The organism is Micromonospora fiedleri (assembly GCF_016774385.1).
Taxonomy (GTDB): domain Bacteria; phylum Actinomycetota; class Actinomycetes; order Mycobacteriales; family Micromonosporaceae; genus Micromonospora; species Micromonospora gifhornensis.
Genome location: NZ_JAETXL010000009.1, coordinates 275270 through 290596 on the forward strand (window position 1 = coordinate 275270; position 15327 = coordinate 290596).

Consider the following 15327-nt stretch of genomic DNA (forward strand, 5'->3'; position numbering starts at 1 on the left):
GGACCGCTCTTCCTCCTCGCTCGGCCCTCGGGCCGATCCACGACGACCTCACAAGGTGATCACATATGTCTTCCAGCCGTACCTCGATCGACCCCACCCCGCAGCTCGACGTCGCCGCCGACCTGCTCGCGCTGCTGTCCGACACCACCACGGAGACCCGCTGCGACCCGCAGCTGGAGGCGCTGACCCTGGCCGTTGCCGCCGACCTGCCGGTGCTGCTCTGGGGTGAGCCCGGAATCGGCAAGACCGCTGCGCTGACCCAGCTCGCCACATCCCTGGACCTGCCACTCACGACGGTGATCGCCAGCGTCCATGAGCCGTCCGACTTCGCGGGGCTGCCCGTCGTCGGCGATGACCCGGCGAACCAGGGTGTGCCGATGGCCCCACCGGACTGGGCGGTGCGCCTGGTTCGCGCCGGCCGCGGGCTGTTGTTCCTGGACGAACTGTCGACCGCCCCGCCGGCGGTGCAGGCCGCCCTGCTCCGTCTGGTGCTGGAGCGGCGGATCGGCAGCTTGCGCCTGCCGGCCGGAGTCCGCATCGTGGCGGCGGCCAATCCGCGATCCTCGGCCGCCGACGGCTGGGAGCTGAGCCCGCCGCTGGCGAACCGCTTCGTCCACTTGCAGTGGACCCACGACCACGAGACCGTCGTACGCGGGCTGGGCGGGACCTGGCCCCGGGCCGTGCTGCCCCGGCTCGATCCGCAGCGGCTGCCGGAGGCCGTCACCTTCGCCCGCCGTGCCGTGTGCGGGCTGCTGTCGGCACGCCCGGCGCTCGTGCACCGGCTGCCCGCCGGTGAGGCCGGTCGGGGCGGCCCGTGGCCGTCACCGCGCAGTTGGGAGATGACGCTGCGCCTGGTCGCCTTCGCGACCGCCGCCGGCTCCTCGCGGGAGGTGCTGTCGTTGCTGGTCCGAGGGGCCGTCGGTGACGGTCCCGGACTGGAACTGCTGGCCAGCCTGGATCGGATGGACCTTCCCGACCCCGAGGTGCTGCTCGCCGACCCGGCCGCCGCCGTACTGCCCGAGCGTGGCGACCTACGTCAGGCCGTCCTCGACGCCGTGGTGGAGGCGGTACGCCGACGCCCGGAGCGGGACCGCTGGGACGCGGCCTGGGACGTGCTGGTCCGCGCGCTGCAGACAGGTGCCCCGGATCTGGTGGTGGTGCCCGCGTCCACCCTCGCCCGACTGCGTCAGGAAGGCTGGGACGTGCCCGCGTCGATCGAGCAACTCGCCGGGGCGGTCGCGGTGTCCCGGCGGGCCGACCGGACGGCGGCCCGGGTCGCGGCGGTCGCGGGGAGCGGCCGATGAGTACCGCCCACGCCGGGACGCTGGACCGGGACAAGCTCTTCACCGCCCGGCTGCACGCCGCCCGGGCCCGGCCGTACCTGGCGACGGCATTGTTCGCCCTGCACGTGGTCGAGTCCCGGTGGGTGCCGACGATGGCGGTGGACCCGCACTGGCGGTGCTACGTCTCGCCGAGGTTCGTGGACCGCACACCCGTGGAGGAACTCGCCGGAGTGTGGGTGCACGAGGTCTCGCACCTGTTGCGTGACCACCATGGGCGCAGCGAGCGGGTGGCACGGGAACAGGGGCTGACCGGGCCGGGGGAGCGGCTGAGGATGAACATCGCCGCGGACTGCGAGATCAACGACGACATCTTCGGTGACGGGCTCGCCCGCCCGGAAGGCGCCGTCGAGCCCGGTGACCTGCAGTTGCCCGCGGGCCAGCTGATGGAGGACTATCTGCGGCAGTTCCGGCTCGGGCCGCGCATACAGCATCTGGCCTGGCTGGACTGCGGCAGCGGCGCCGACGGAATGCAACGGCGGTGGGATCTCGGGCCGGACGGCGCGCACGCCCTCAGCCCGCAGGAACGGGACGCGGTGCGGTTCCGGGTGGCCGAGGGCATCACCGGTCGACCCGGAGACGTCCCCCAGGGCTGGCGACGGTGGGCGGAACGGGCGTTCCATCCACCGCAACCGTGGCGGGAAATCCTGGGAGCCGCGGTCCGTTCGGCAGTATCCGCGCCCGGCGTGGGGGAGGACTACACCTACGGGCGGCCGTCGCGGCGCTCCGCCGGCACACCCGGCGTGGTCCTGCCCGCGCTGCGCCGCCGGCCACCACGGGTACGCGTCGTCATCGACACCTCCGGCTCGGTCAGCGACGTCGAACTCGGCAGCGCCCTGCTGGAGGTCGCCGCGATCTCCCGGGCCGTGGGTGGTCGCCGCGACCTGGTCAGTGTCCTGCCCTGTGACGCGGCACCCCAGGTCGTACGCGCAGTGTGCCGAACCGAGGACATCCCCCTCATCGGTGGCGGCGGTACCGACCTGCGCGCCGGTTTCGCCCGGGCACTGCGAGACCGGCCGGGTCCGGATGTCATCGTCGTGCTGACCGACGGGCAGACACCCTGGCCGACGTCACGCCCGCCTTGTCGGACCGTGGTGGGGCTGTTTCCCCGGGACAGGCGGTGGGACGAGGACGACCCCGACTACGTGCCGGACTCACCACCGGAATGGGCGCGCGTGGTCACCATCGGATCCGCTCCCACCGCGAGGTGAGCCAGAGCGGCAACGTCATCGTATCGACGCACGTCAGCGGCATTAAGTGTGTGCCGACGGGTGGGTGGCGCAAATCACGGTGAGTGGATTGATCCGAAACTCATGGCGACCAAGGGCTGGCGCATTGCTGTCCGTCGTTGGATGATGACCGCCGGTACACGACGTTGATCTCGGCGCCAGCGCCCAGACGGAGGGCTATTCCGTGAAGCACGACCATTCGCCTGTCCTGCCAGGTCAGGGCGCTACCGACTATGCGCGCTACATGCGTATCGATGCGCTGCTCGGTTTGCAGCGGTCGCCGGACGAGGTCATACATCGCGACGAACTGCTTTTCCAGGTGGTGCATCAGTCAACCGAGTTGTGGCTCAAACTGGCGGCGGCGGAGTTGGCGGAGGCGACCGCCCAGGTGGCTGCGGGGCGGCTGGCGGCGGCGGAGGCGTTCCTGGTCCGGGCGACGCTCGCCGTACGCTTGATCACCGACCAGTTGGAGATGCTGCGATACCTGTCACCAGTGGATTTCCAGGCGATGCAGCCGGCGCTGGGCAACGGCTCCGGTGCGGAATCACCTGGTTGGCGCGACGTCCAGGGGGCCAGCCGAAAGCTCGGCCGGGCGTTCGACGAGCAGCTCACCACCCGCGGCATCGCGGCCACGGCTCTGTGCCCGACCGACCTGTCGGACCCGCTGCACCGACTCGCCGAGGCGATGGTGGAGTGGGACGAACGGGTGTCGGTGTGGCGGGTCCGCCATTACCAGGTGGCCCTGCGAATTGGTGGTCATCGGCCGGCCGGCAGCCCCGGTAGCGCGGCGAACATGCTGGCGAAACTCGCCGGTCACCGATTCTTTCCCGAGTTGTGGCAGGCGCGGACGAGCCTCACCACCAACGAATAACCCTGCTCAACCTCAGCGTCTGCGGTCGATGGCAGGTATTCGTATTTTCACGTTTCGAGGGGTGGCATGTGCGTGCGTTGACTTCCTGGTTGTCCGGCCCGAGTGAACCGCACAGCTTTCCCTACGCACCGGTGCTTGCCGAATTTCACCGACTCGGTAAGCACTTCGTCGAAAAGGACTGCCTCGCCCTGCTCGACAGCGCCCGGCAGGCAGTGGCTCGCCGGGCCACCGTCGGCGGCGACGCCGCGACCCGGCAGCTGACCGACTTCCTGGACATCGCACTCGACAAGTGGGACGGCCGCTACGACTATCGCAGCTACCTGGCTCTGCGGCTGCTTCGACTACCGGACTCCGCCGACCATCCGCCCACAGTGGAGGCCGTTGACGGGCGGCGGGCCCGGGACCGGCTCCTCGTCCGCCTGGTCGCCGACACGCTGGCGTTCGAGTTGGCCGCCGCCGCACACACCACCGGGCTGCTTCCCCAGGAGCGGCCCGGGCCGGTGCTGGTGGCCAAACGGTGCCGGCTGGGGGTGCGAGCCGTCGCCCCTGCGCTGGCTCGTCTCGGGTTGGTCGAGGCGGTCGGCGCGGGCACCCCGGCCGCTGCCGCCGGTTTGCTCGCCGTCGCCGGTGAGCTGGTCTCCCCGGGGGACCCGTCGTTGCGGCTGAGCATGCTGCCGGTGCATGTGACGCACGACGAGTACCTGTTCATCCGGGTGCTCCAGGCGTACGAGTGCATCTTCGCCGGCGTCGCCGAGGAACTTCGCGCGGCGGTGACGGCCCTGGCGGGGGACACGCCGGCCACCGCCGCCGAACGGCTCGGCCACGCGGGTGACCTGCTGCGCACCGCAGGGCCCCTCTTCTCCCTGCTGGCCACCATGCAACCGGAGTCGTTCCGCACCTTCCGGCAGTACACCGAGGGGGCCAGCGCGATCCAGTCCCGCTCCTACAAGCTGGTCGAGTCGCTGTGTCGTACGCCCGAGGTGGGCCGGCTGGAGTCGGTCGCCTACCAGTCGGTGCCGGAGGTGCAGGCCCGGGTACGCGACGGCCAGCCGACGGTGGACCAGACGTACCGGCGGGCGGTTGCCGACGGCCGGCTCACCGGAGCGGACGCCGTCCTGGTGGCACGGCGGATGTCCGCGTTCGCTGGTGCCCTGACGCAGTGGCGTCGTACCCATCTGCGGGTCGCGGTGCGGATGCTCGGCGCGCGGTCCGGCACGGGCTACACCGAGGGCACGCCCTACCTGGCGGCGGTCAGCACCGCACCGGTCTTCGCCGCCGTGACCACCGACGCCGCCACACCCGACCAGGACGAAAGGCGGTGCGCGTGAGCCGGCCCGAGCAGAAATCCCGGTGCCTCGACGCTGCCGTACACACCGCCCTGCGCGCGGAGTTCCCCCTGCTCGCGAGCTGCGTCTACCTGAACAGCAACTCCACCGGCGCGGTGCCGAGAGGCGTCGAGAAGGTGCTGCACGACTACTGGGAGACGCTGCGCAGCTGGCGCGACGACGTCTGGCAGGACTGGCACGTCGGCCTCGACCGGTACGCCGACTCGGTGGCCGCCCTGCTCGGCGCGCCGCCGGGCAGCGTGCTCACCGACGCGAACCTGAGCACCTTCCTGGCCCGGGTGGCGTCCTGCTTCGACTACCGCCCGCCCCGCAACCGGGTGGTCATCACGGATCTCGACTACCCGACGGTGTCGTTCATCTTCCGGGCGTACGCCCGATATGGCGCGCAGCTCGACGTGGTCGGCACCGGCGGTCCCCACCTGGACCAGGACGCGCTGGAAGCCCGGATCGACGAGCGGACGCTGCTGGTGTGCGTGCCGCACGCCAGCTTCACCTCCGGGGCGACCGTCGACCTGTCCCGGCTGGTGAGCCGAGCCCACGAGGTCGGTGCGCTGGTGGTGGTGGACGCCTTCCAGACCGTCGGGGTGGTGCCGTTGGACGTCACCGCGCTCGGCGTCGACGTCGTCCTGGGCGGATCCCACAAGTGGCTGTGCGGCGCTGGCACCGCGTTCCTCTACGTCCGGCCGGACCTGGTGCCGCTGCTGACTCCGGCAGCCACCGGCTGGCAGGCCGGCGACCGCGCGCTGACGTTCCGACCGTCGCCCGGCTGGGCGCCCGGCATCCGTCGCTTCGCCGGCGGCACACCGTACCCGGTCACCTCGCTGATCTCCCAGGTCGGCCTGGACCTGCTGCTCGATGTCGGAGCCGACGCCATCCGGCGGCACTCGCTGGCGCTCACCCAGCGGCTGCTGGACCGGGCCGACGCCGCCGGCATCGCGGTGGTCAGCCCCACCGACGCTGCCCGAGGGGGCGTGGTGTGTCTGGACGTCCCCGGCGGCGAGGTTGTCAAGCAGCGGCTGGCCGCTCGGGACGTGATCTGCAGTTGGCGCGGCTACCTGCGGGTCGGCCCGCATGTCTACAACACCGTCGACGAGATCGACCTGTTCATGGATGCGCTGGAAGAGGAGCTGCACCGGTGACCGTCACCCTCTCGCCCCGGGCGTTGATGAGTCTGCTCGTCAACGGCCCCAAGGCCACGGACGTGCTGCACACGGCACTCGACCTGGGACTGCTCGACGCGTTGGAGGCCGGACCGGTCCGCCTCGACGCGTTGGCCACCCGGTTCGGGGTGCTTCCGCTGCGGCTGTACAAGTTCCTCGACTGCATCGAGAGCCTCGGCCTGCTGACCCGCGACGAGCCCGACGACGACATCGGCGCGACCAGCTACCGCGCCGTGCCGGGGCTGCGGGACGCGGTCAACGCGGTGGTCGGTCCCGACGCCACCGAGCGGGACAGAGACCGCTACCCGTGGCGGCAGTTGCACGGCCGACTGGCCGAGAGCCTGCGGGGTGAGGTCAGCATCGATGACGGGTTCGCGTGGCCGCCGAAGACGGCCGAACAGACCGCCGAGTTCGAGCGCAGCATGGCCCTCGGGCTGGGACCGGCGATCGAGACGGTACGCCGGCACTCGAGTCGACTCTGGTCGGACCGGCACCGGCTGCTGGACGTCGGCGGTGGTGACGGCAGCCTCGCCGCCCACATCCTCGACACCGCGCCGGACCTGCGGGCCGACGTGTACAACCTGCCGGCGGTGGCACCACTGGTGGCCGCCACCCGCGACGCCCGTGGCCACGCCGACCGGCTCGGTTTCGTCGGCGGCGACTTCTTCCGCGAACCCCTACCGGGCGGCTACGACGCGCTGTCCTTCGTCCGGGTCCTGCACGACTGGCCGAACGCGGTGGCCCGCGAACTGGTCCAGCAGGCGTACGCGGCGTTGGAGCCGGGCGGGCTGATCCTGATCTGCGAGGAGTTCCGCACCCCGGACCGGCTGGCCATGCAGTTCTTCTGGAGCTACTTCCTGATCGGCGTCGACAGCAGCGTCAGCCGACTCCGCGAGGCGGACTTCTACACCAAGCTGCTCACCGAGGTCGGCTTCCACGACGTGGCAGTGCTGCCGGGCACCTGGGAACTCGTCATCGCGTACAAGCCGTCCGGGGTGGAGTGAGCGCCTTGTCCCGGCGCGTCGACGTCGGCGGAGCCCGCTGTGGGGTTTGTCAGTGAAGCCTGGAGCGGTGGGTGGGGCTGAGGCGGAGGTTTTCGGTCGTGATCACCCCTGCGGGAGGCTCTGCCGGTAGGGGCGAGCGGGTGAGCCAGACCAGGGCGTGCTCCTGCTCACGGACCGGCAGCCGGGGGAAGTTGTTCGCGCTGTACTCGGTCTTCAACACGGCCAGCGTGTCCGTCGAGCTGTGGGCGGGATCGGGGAAAGGACCGCTTCCGTACCAGATTGTCGCGTACAGGACCGAGTCGGGGTTGGCGGTGCTGCGGTCCGGTACCGGCACCGCGACGATCTCGCGGAGCAGCAGTACGTTGTCCGAGTCGAGCATCGTCGCGTTCGCCGCTGGTCCGTGTTCCGCCCACACCGGTCCTGTGTAGAAGGCCGTCAGGGCGGTCCGGCGTGATGGCATGTCGGCGAATCCGCGCAGCCACACGAACTGGTCGGGCCGGTCGAGGTCGCGGAACTGGCCCAGCACGGCCATCCCCAGTTCTTCCTGGGTTTCGACGAACTCGCGGTCGAAGAGGTCGATCAGTTCGTCGCGGCGTCCCGCACGCAGGGTGTAACGGCGCAATTCGACGATCATGCCAGGGTCCTTTCCAAGACGTCGGAGACGGTCCAGCCCGCCAGCGCCGCCCGGAACGCGTCGGTCGCTTCGTCGTACAGGTCGGTGAGCACCGGGCGGATGCCGCGTCCGACCGGGCACTCCAGGTTCGGTTCGGAGTGGTGCAGGGCGAGTAGCGGCTCCGGCGAGACGGCGAGCCAGATGTCCAGCAACGTGATCTCTGCTGCCGGCCGCCCGAGGGAGAAGCCGGCGCCGTTGCCGCGGCGTGCCGTCACCAGGCCGGCCCGCTGGAGGTCACCGAGGCTGCGTCGGATGATGACCGCGTTCGTGTTGACGCTGGCCGCCACCTCTTCAGAGGTGAGCACCTCGCGACCGCGCCGTCTGGCCAGTTCCAGCCACGCCAACGCGTGGGCCGCGATCGTCACCCTGCTGTTGGCCGCCATCCCGACAGTCTCGCCCGACCACCACCCCAGAAGCAACCATCCTTGTTACGTTCGGCTCTCGGCGTGCACCCGTGCTTGCTGAGGTGTTCCTTGTCCTGCCGGTCCTGCCGCCGGGGTCACCGCGTCGCTGATCGCGCGCTGTTCTGCAGACCGGGGTGGACGCCCGCCGGGTTGCCGGTGTGCTCGGCGAGCCGTTGCAGGACGGCGACGAGATGTGCGCGCTCGTCGGCATCGAGCGGCGTGAGGATTTCATCCTCGTGCTGGTCGGCGATCCTGCGGGCGCGGGGTAGCAGGTCGTGTGCTGCGTCGGTCAGGTGGATGGCGTGGGCGCGGCGGTCGGTGGGGTGTCGGCGACGCTCGACCAGGTCGCGATGCTCGAGGTCGTCGAGGAGTCCGACCATGACCTTGCGGTGGATGCCCAGCACGTCGGCGAGCTGTTGCTGGGTGCTTCCTTCGCCGCGCTCAAGGTGCATGAGCAGCCCGAAGTGATTCGGTGCGATGCCCAGCGGCGCCAGTCGCGTCGCGAAGGTCTGCGCGGTGTGGAATCCGAGCTGGGAGAGCAGGAAGTTGGCCCGGCCGGCCAGCGGCCGGTCCGTGCCGGGTGCGAGATCATCGGACACCCGATTATTGTACGCCTTCCTGACTATCTTATACGGTAACAGTTACCACTGCTCCGCAGTTGGGGATCAGATAAGGCTGACCGCACTGTCCCGTCTACGCCGGAGGATCCGGATGTCCTACCCGCTGCCCCAGTTCGTCGAGCCGGAGTCACACGGATTCATCTATCTGGGCTTCCAGGCCGAGCCCCCGCGACAGGCACCCGTCTACACCCGTACCGCGCGCCGGCAACAGGCGGCGGCGCGGCTCGTTCAGGCCGTCCCGTACTCCTGCACCGCCCGGACGTGGCGTCTGTGCGCGTCTTCCGTGCGGTGTTCATCCCGCCGCTGCCAGGCGCGCCCCGCTACGACCTCGCCATGCTCGTACGGACGAAGCACGTGGACGACCTGGAAACGGTACGCACCTGCGGCGAGGTCTCGGCCCTCGACGGCGAGCAGCTCCTCGCCGGCGTCAACGTCGCCCGGATAGGCGACACTGAGGCTCGCACCGACGGAGTCTTCCTGCTCAACCACTTCACCGCCGCGCCCGGCACCGACGCCGAAGCCGTCTGGCGATCAGTCACCGGCTGGTACACCACCAAGACCGCAGTGGACAACTCCACCGCCCTACGGCCCACCGAGCCTTCGCCGTTCGCCCTGGTCAACTATGTGCGACTGCCGGCCGGGCCGATCCGTTTCCTGGTCGGGCAACTCACCCGTCCGAGCTTCCATCGCTTCGTACGAGCCCGCCTCGACGCCCACGGGATGCGGGCCCTACCCGCCTTCCACCGGCTCGTGCACACGTCGGCGTAACGTCGAACGGAGGTCGACCCTCATGCGTTTTTCTCGTCTTGCCGGGGTGGCCGGGACAGGTTTCGTCGCCATCCTGGTCACGGCCAACGTCCTGCTGGCCGCAGCGGGTCTTCCCACCCCGTCCGAAGCGGCATCCGTCGACGAGATCACCACGGTCTTCGCGGCGAGTTCCGGGTCACTGCGACTGGCCTCGGCGCTGCTGCCGGCCGCCTGGTTGCTGGCCACGTTCTTCGCCGTCGGGGTGTGCGTCTGCCTCGGACGCGACGAGCGTGGCCGCGTCGACCCGTGGTCCCTGGTCGGTCTGGCCGGAGTTCTCATGCAGTCGGTGGTGTTCACAAGCGTAGAGGCCACCCGCCTCGCCCTGATGTCCGCCGCCCAGCACGAGCCGGGCGGCGTCGCCGGCCTGTGGGGCCTGCACACCGCCCTGTTCGGCTTCAACCAGGTCTTCCTCGCCACCGCACTGGTCGGGCTGTCGGCGTCCGGCATCCGTACCGGAGTCATCGCCCGGTGGCATGCCGGCATCGGGTTCGCCGCCGCCACGCTGCTGTTCGTCACCGCGACGACGAGCCCGTACGGCGTGGGCGGCGTCAACCCGCTGGCGCTGCTCGGCCTCGTCGGCTGGCTCCTGTGGCTGGTGTGGATCGTGGCGTACAGCATCATCCTGATCCGACGTACGCCCGAGCCGTCCGCTGTCACCTGACGTTCCCGCCACCGACGTCCCGTCGGCGACTCGCTGACAGCCCGGCTCACCGGGAAAGGCAGCGTCCCCGGTAGGCGGGCACCCATACTGAATCGATGGTCGAACATCTCGCGCCGGTCCTGCGGGTCGCCGATGCCGAGGCCTCCGTCCGCTGGTACGAGCGGCTCGGCTTCGTCAAGCAATGGGAACACCGGTTCGCGCCCCACCTGCCCCGCTACGTGGGAATCGCCCGAGCGGACATGCACCTGCACCTGTCCGAGCACGCCGGCGATGCTCGCCCGGGCACCCTGGTCTACCTCTACGTCAGTGACGTCGATGCGATGGCCGCCGCCTGCGGCGTCACGGAGATCGCCGACATGGACTGGGGGCGTGACTTCATGGTGATGGACCCGGATGGCAACCGGCTGCGGATCGGCACGCCCAAGGACTCGTGAGCAGATGCCCGGCGGAGGCAGCGGGCCTCCTGCGCTGAGACGGGGTCGGTGGCCGGCGACGGCTCGGACGTAGGGTCGTGCGGTGACCGTGTATGACGTTGCCGCCCGACTGCCCAACGTCGACCTGCTGCGGCAGCGTTGCAGGGCGTTGGCCGTCCTGGAGCGCATCATCGACGGCGGCGAGCCCTACTACGACTACACCGTGGCGTGGGGCGACGACGAGGCGGCGCTGATGGGCAACGGCAGCGGCGACGAATGGGCGATCGTGTTCGCCGCCGACGCAGTGTTCATCCGCGTGTTCCACCACGAGTCGGCGATGTCGCCGTACCGTGATCCGGATCAGGAGTTGTGGCCGGGTCTGCTCGACGGCCTTCCCGCGTCGTTGCAGCCGCAGCTGGAGGAACCGGCCTTCGGCGACGAGACCGGGCAGTTCATCGCCACCGCGGTGCTGTGGCGGTTGACCGGCGACGACCGCTGGCAGGCCGGTGAAGGGATCGACTTTCCACCCCGGACAGGGTCGTACGACGGCTTCGGGCCGGACGGGTCCGGGATGCTCGACATCCTGTGCGACGACATCGTCGACCGGTTCGTCGAGTTCGCCACCGACTACTACGAGACCGAGGTGGACCGCGCGGCAGTCGAACACATCGTCGCCCACCGGCCACTCACCGACGACATGATCCGGCGCCTGAACCCGCGATCCGCGCTCACCGACCTGCGCGACGACATCGCGGCGATCGGCTACCCCATCGCCGAGAGGTAGAGGCACCGTGAGGACCGTGCCATAGACTCCGCCACCGCCGAGCAGTGGACCACCCGGCTGGCCCTGGCCCTCGACAGGCCTGGACCTGACCGAGCCGGAACAGGTCGACAACACCGGCACCCGCTCCATCCGGCTGTCGTGACAGTTTGTGGCGCGTGTTCGGCGACAGATCCGCACGTTTTATCGTCGAGTTAGCTGAGCCGGTCGCGAAGCAGGCTGTGTCTGAACTGGAAGACGCCGCCGGCTTGGCGCAGCACTCCTCGTCGATGGGCATCGGCGAGGAAGGCCATGAGCGGCCAAGGCAGATCTTTTCGTATGCACCACCACAGTCGCGCGTATTGAAACGGCCCCCATGCGGTCGTCACGAGCCCGACCCCGAGCCCGATGGTGAGCCCCACGGTAAGCCCGAGCATGAGCCCGACGGTGAGCCCGAGCGTGAGCCCCACGGTGAGCCCCACGGCGATCCCGAACGCGAGCCCGATGGTGAGCCCGGACGCGAGCCCGTACGCGAGCCCGTTTGCCAACGCTCGACGCCGGTCGTTGCGCAGGAGTGTGAGCGGGTCAGAGGCGGTGACTTCGGCGTCGCCGCCGTTGAGAGACGTACTGACTTCCTCGACGAGCAGAACTATGAGAGCTAGCGCGAGCGTTGCCACTAGTGCGCGCGAGAGCCCTACCGCGAGCCAGCCCACGAGCCCTACCACGGGTATGCCCACGAGCCCAGATCCGTTGCGACGGAGGAACGACCGGCTCGACCATCGCCAGGTTATCTGCCGTCGGGATGGAGTCATGTGCCCGAACGCAAGCCCGAATGTGAGCCCGCCCTCGGCCACGAACGCGATCACGCACGTGAGTCCAAACGTCAGTCCGAGCACGAGCCCGACCTGGAGTCCGAATGCGAGTCCGATTGCGAATCCGAATGCGAGCCCGATCGCCACTCCGAGTGTGAGCCCGAACGCGCCCCCGAACAGGAGCCGTATGGGACGGGGAAGGGTGTGGACGAGTTCCCACCAGGCGAGGTCGTGGGTGTTACGGCGGTGCATGTGGTGGGCGATGTTGCGGAGGTATCGCTCGGCGTCTGCGCGGTGCCAGGTGTGACCTGTGGGGCCTGGCTCCGGTGGGTCGGGATAGGCGGCTGGGATGAGCCGGTCGAGCAGATGGTTGCGGATGGCGCCGGTGTCCGGCAGGTCGAGGAGTCTGTCGGGTTGGTGGGGGGTGTGGGTGATGCGGGCGAGGTCGATCCACAGGGGTGCGTTGAGGGCGTCGGCCAGCCGGCCGTCGGTGTCGCGGTCGAATGCTGCTTCCCAGTCGCCCGGGCGGTTGGTGGTCCGCTGCAGGTACGCACATGCGACATCCGCGGCGATGGTGGTGAGTTCCAGTACCGCGGCGGCGGCCATCGTGGTGCCGGGCAGTCCGGCGAGGGTGTCGAGGTACTCGGTGGTGCGGCTGGTCAGCACGAGTGGTTGGTCGGGGTCGAATGTGTTGTTGATGGCTTGGACGGCGCGTGCTCGGCGCGGAGCGGGCATTTCGTCGAGGCCGTCGAGCAGCGGGAGTAGGTGGCTGGTGGTGATGAGGCTGCGGTGGCCGTACTCGGTGGCAAGTTGGGTAGTGATCCACTGTTCGAGGGTCTGCTCGTCCGGGTTCCAGGTGGGCAGGCGCAACAACACCGGCACCCGGTCTCCCGAGGTGCGGGCCCGAAGGAGGCGCAGGGCCTCGCGCAACAGCAGGGTGGTCTTGCCCGCGCCCGGCTCACCGAGCAGGATGACCCGGCCGCGCAGCCGCTCGTCCGTCAGGACCTGGTGCAGAGCGTCGGGGCGACGCAGGTCGAGGCAATCGTCAAGGTTCAACGGCATCGGGTGGCCGTCACTGCGAATGTTGCTCCAGTGGTCGGCGATCGGCGGGCCGATCGTGGTCCACGCGATGGGCAGGGGATGCGGATTGGCCAGCCGGCGACGGCGCAGCTCCGGACGCCACACCTGCTCCACCGCGGTGGCGAGTCCGTCCAACCCTGACGAATCCGCCTGCCCATCATGAGCATCGGCAGGGCTGCCAACAGACCGCACCGCCCGGACCGTCAGGGCCAGTCCGAGGAGGCCGGACATGCCTCCGATGATGCTGAAGACCTTGTCGAGCCCCTCCAGCACGTCATTGTCGTGCAAGGACCGGGCCAGCAGGTACAGCACCACACCCAAGATCAAAAGCCTTGCACCCCAGGCAATGCGCCGCCCTCGGCCCCCGACCCGATTGCCAGCCACCGCCACATCCTACCTACCGTGATCGATGCGACACGCTAATGATCAATCCGCCTCCACGCCGAGGACCCTACCGACACCCATCGATCCACCACGCACTCTCATCGGCATGAATGCGCATCGCGTCGGGTCGTGGAGGCGCGTCCGCTGAGAGGGCTTGCCTGCAAAGACGAGTTCTGGACGTCTGGCTCGGGGCTTGTCAATGACGGCTGATCGTAGGCGACCCGGACCGCTGGTCAGAGTTGGACGACGTGGCCCACTCGTGGCGGTGTGCGGCCTGCCAGGACGTCTAGCCAGGCGTGCCGTAGCGCCTCGGGACCGTTGCCGACCTGCACGTCGAGCCGTTCGTTCAGCACCGGGACGAATCGCTGCCAGGCATGGGTGAACCGTTCGTCCAGGCCGTCGCGGCCCCAGTCGCGGCTGCGCTTGCGCATCTGCACCGGTGCGAAGAAGACCTGCCCGGCGGCGTCGGCGTTGGGGGTCTGTTGGGTGAGCCCGACGGCGATGTCCCGGACGAGTCGGTCGCCGAGATGCTCGCGCAGCGCGCGTCGGGTGGCGGGTGCTCCGGCCAGGTCGAGGTAGACGGTCGGCACCGGGTCGAGGGCGCTGATGTCGTCGTAGGTGAGGACCGTGTCGTAGCAGCCGAGCGACCGGGTGAACGCCAGATTGCCGGGGGAGGTGAGCCCGATCAGGCGCGGTCCGCGGCCGTGCAGTTCAAAGGCGGCAGCGTACGCCGTCTTGCTCGACGCCGACGACAGCACCAGCGACTGCGCACCGTAGTGGTCGTTGTCGAGGATCTGATCGGCGAGCATGAACGAGGTGAAGAACAGCGGCCGGAACAGGATCAGCAGGTCCTCCTGCTCCGGCCGGTAGGCGGGGTCCCCGGTGGTCGACCGGTACGCGTTGTACGGCGAGGGCAGGTCGACCCGGTGCGTGCTGACGTCCCGGAACCCGGAGGCGTCCACCCGGTCGGGGCGTACCACCAGATGGCCGGCGGGCGGCAGATAGCCGTAGACCCGCTGACCCGGCTCGACCCCGTCCACGGTGGACGCGACCACCTCGGCGAAGCCCCAGAGCGGCGGAAGGCCCCACTGCCGGTCGAGCCCTCGGGGCTCGGGTGGGAAGAACTCCCAGTAGCGCATCGCCTCGCCGAGCACCGCGTACGTCACGTTGTTGGCGGTCAGACCGACGCGGTCCACGCGCAGCAGCGCCTCCCCGTCGGCGAGAGCGGGCCTCGGGCTGTCGACGAGTGTGGTGCGAGCGCGGTCGTCACGGGCCACGGCGAAGGTCCACGAGTCAGCCATGCTGTGACGTTAGGCAGCCGCGGAACCGTATACAAGTGCACTGGGAGTGCAAAATCCCACTCGTGGAGGGCAGGGGAGACGCGTCAGGCTCGCCCTGGACGACCCGCGTCGGGTCGCCAGCGGGTCGGCTCCGTTCGCGGGTCGGTCATCCGGCGTACGCGGCGGTGGCGGCCCAGTTCCACCTGGCGGCGGCGGTCACCGCGGACCCAGACACCAGGGACCGGCGTCCCGTCCACACGGGACACGACCGGACCAGCCGAAAGGCCGAGGGATCCGACCTGTCGGACGACCACCACCCGGGACCTCCGGTGCATCGTCAGATCCGGCGGCCACCAACGCGGGTGACGCATGGTCCACACGCGGTCCGCACGGAACCTTCACGCACGCTCCTCACCACGGTGGTGTCGTGGTCGCGTCCCGGACGGTCGTGCCGTGCCAGCTCGGCTGAGAGACCGTCGATCG

Annotated in this window: 14 protein-coding genes and 1 pseudogene; 10 read left to right on the forward strand and 5 right to left on the reverse strand. The window is 69.8% G+C overall.

What is annotated here, in order from left to right; genetic code table 11:
- Positions 1 to 65 precede the first annotated feature (65 nt).
- The 6 genes from JMF97_RS24700 (at position 66) to JMF97_RS24725 (ending at position 6950) form a co-directional block, all read left to right on the forward strand.
- Positions 66 to 1304 (forward strand): AAA family ATPase, encoded by a 1239-nt coding sequence (locus tag JMF97_RS24700; protein ID WP_203223678.1) that lies wholly within the window; start codon positions 66 to 68, stop codon positions 1302 to 1304.
- On the forward strand, positions 1301 to 2551 hold the full coding sequence (locus tag JMF97_RS24705; RefSeq protein WP_203223679.1) for a vWA domain-containing protein: 1251 nt from the start codon (positions 1301 to 1303) through the stop codon (positions 2549 to 2551). The genes JMF97_RS24700 and JMF97_RS24705 overlap by 4 nt, the downstream gene beginning before the upstream one ends.
- 202 nt (positions 2552 to 2753) lie before the next feature.
- Positions 2754 to 3440 carry a tryptophan 2,3-dioxygenase family protein gene (locus JMF97_RS24710; protein WP_203223680.1) on the forward strand — a complete coding sequence of 229 codons (687 nt, stop codon included), beginning with the start codon at positions 2754 to 2756 and terminating at the stop codon, positions 3438 to 3440.
- Between the two features lie 68 nt (positions 3441 to 3508).
- A complete protein-coding gene (locus tag JMF97_RS24715) occupies positions 3509 to 4768 on the forward strand; it encodes a tryptophan 2,3-dioxygenase family protein (protein ID WP_203223681.1) in 1260 nt (419 codons plus the stop codon).
- A complete protein-coding gene (locus JMF97_RS24720; protein ID WP_307817097.1) occupies positions 4765 to 5925 on the forward strand; it encodes an aminotransferase class V-fold PLP-dependent enzyme in 1161 nt (386 codons plus the stop codon). The genes JMF97_RS24715 and JMF97_RS24720 overlap by 4 nt, the downstream gene beginning before the upstream one ends.
- A complete protein-coding gene (locus JMF97_RS24725; protein WP_203223683.1) occupies positions 5922 to 6950 on the forward strand; it encodes a methyltransferase in 1029 nt (342 codons plus the stop codon). Before JMF97_RS24720 ends, JMF97_RS24725 begins: the two co-directional genes overlap by 4 nt.
- 49 nt (positions 6951 to 6999) lie before the next feature.
- Here the strand turns inward: JMF97_RS24725 and JMF97_RS24730 are convergent, their stop codons facing one another.
- The 3 genes from JMF97_RS24730 to JMF97_RS24740 form a co-directional block, all read right to left on the reverse strand.
- Positions 7000 to 7584 carry an NIPSNAP family protein gene (locus tag JMF97_RS24730; RefSeq protein WP_203223684.1) on the reverse strand — a complete coding sequence of 195 codons (585 nt, stop codon included), beginning with the start codon at positions 7582 to 7584 and terminating at the stop codon, positions 7000 to 7002.
- Positions 7581 to 8006 (reverse strand): Rrf2 family transcriptional regulator, encoded by a 426-nt coding sequence (locus JMF97_RS24735; protein WP_203223685.1) that lies wholly within the window; start codon positions 8004 to 8006, stop codon positions 7581 to 7583. Before JMF97_RS24735 ends, JMF97_RS24730 begins: the two co-directional genes overlap by 4 nt.
- A 116-nt stretch (positions 8007 to 8122) precedes the next feature.
- Entirely contained in the window at positions 8123 to 8626 is a 504-nt protein-coding gene (locus JMF97_RS24740) for a MarR family winged helix-turn-helix transcriptional regulator (RefSeq protein WP_203223686.1), read from the reverse strand.
- Between the two features lie 282 nt (positions 8627 to 8908).
- On the opposite strand from JMF97_RS24740, the gene JMF97_RS24745 reads away from it, so the two are divergent.
- From JMF97_RS24745 to JMF97_RS24760, 4 genes and pseudogenes are all read left to right on the forward strand, one after another.
- Positions 8909 to 9415, forward strand: coding sequence for a hypothetical protein (locus tag JMF97_RS24745; RefSeq protein ID WP_238360034.1), 507 nt, complete (start codon positions 8909 to 8911; stop codon positions 9413 to 9415).
- Between the two features lie 22 nt (positions 9416 to 9437).
- On the forward strand, positions 9438 to 10115 hold the full coding sequence (locus tag JMF97_RS24750) for a hypothetical protein (protein ID WP_203223687.1): 678 nt from the start codon (positions 9438 to 9440) through the stop codon (positions 10113 to 10115).
- A 92-nt stretch (positions 10116 to 10207) separates the two neighbouring features.
- Positions 10208 to 10549, forward strand: a pseudogene (locus JMF97_RS24755) (bleomycin resistance protein); the annotation flags it as partial.
- A gap of 82 nt (positions 10550 to 10631) precedes the next feature.
- Entirely contained in the window at positions 10632 to 11312 is a 681-nt protein-coding gene (locus tag JMF97_RS24760) for a hypothetical protein (protein ID WP_203223689.1), read from the forward strand.
- A 191-nt stretch (positions 11313 to 11503) separates the two neighbouring features.
- On the opposite strand, the gene JMF97_RS24765 is transcribed toward JMF97_RS24760, so the two are convergent.
- Positions 11504 to 13495, reverse strand: a complete 1992-nt coding sequence (locus tag JMF97_RS24765) for an NACHT domain-containing protein (protein WP_203223690.1) — start codon at positions 13493 to 13495, stop codon at positions 11504 to 11506.
- Between the two features lie 302 nt (positions 13496 to 13797).
- Positions 13798 to 14865 carry a DUF2855 family protein gene (locus JMF97_RS24770; protein WP_203223691.1) on the reverse strand — a complete coding sequence of 356 codons (1068 nt, stop codon included), beginning with the start codon at positions 14863 to 14865 and terminating at the stop codon, positions 13798 to 13800.
- Positions 14866 to 15327: the final 462 nt, after the last annotated feature.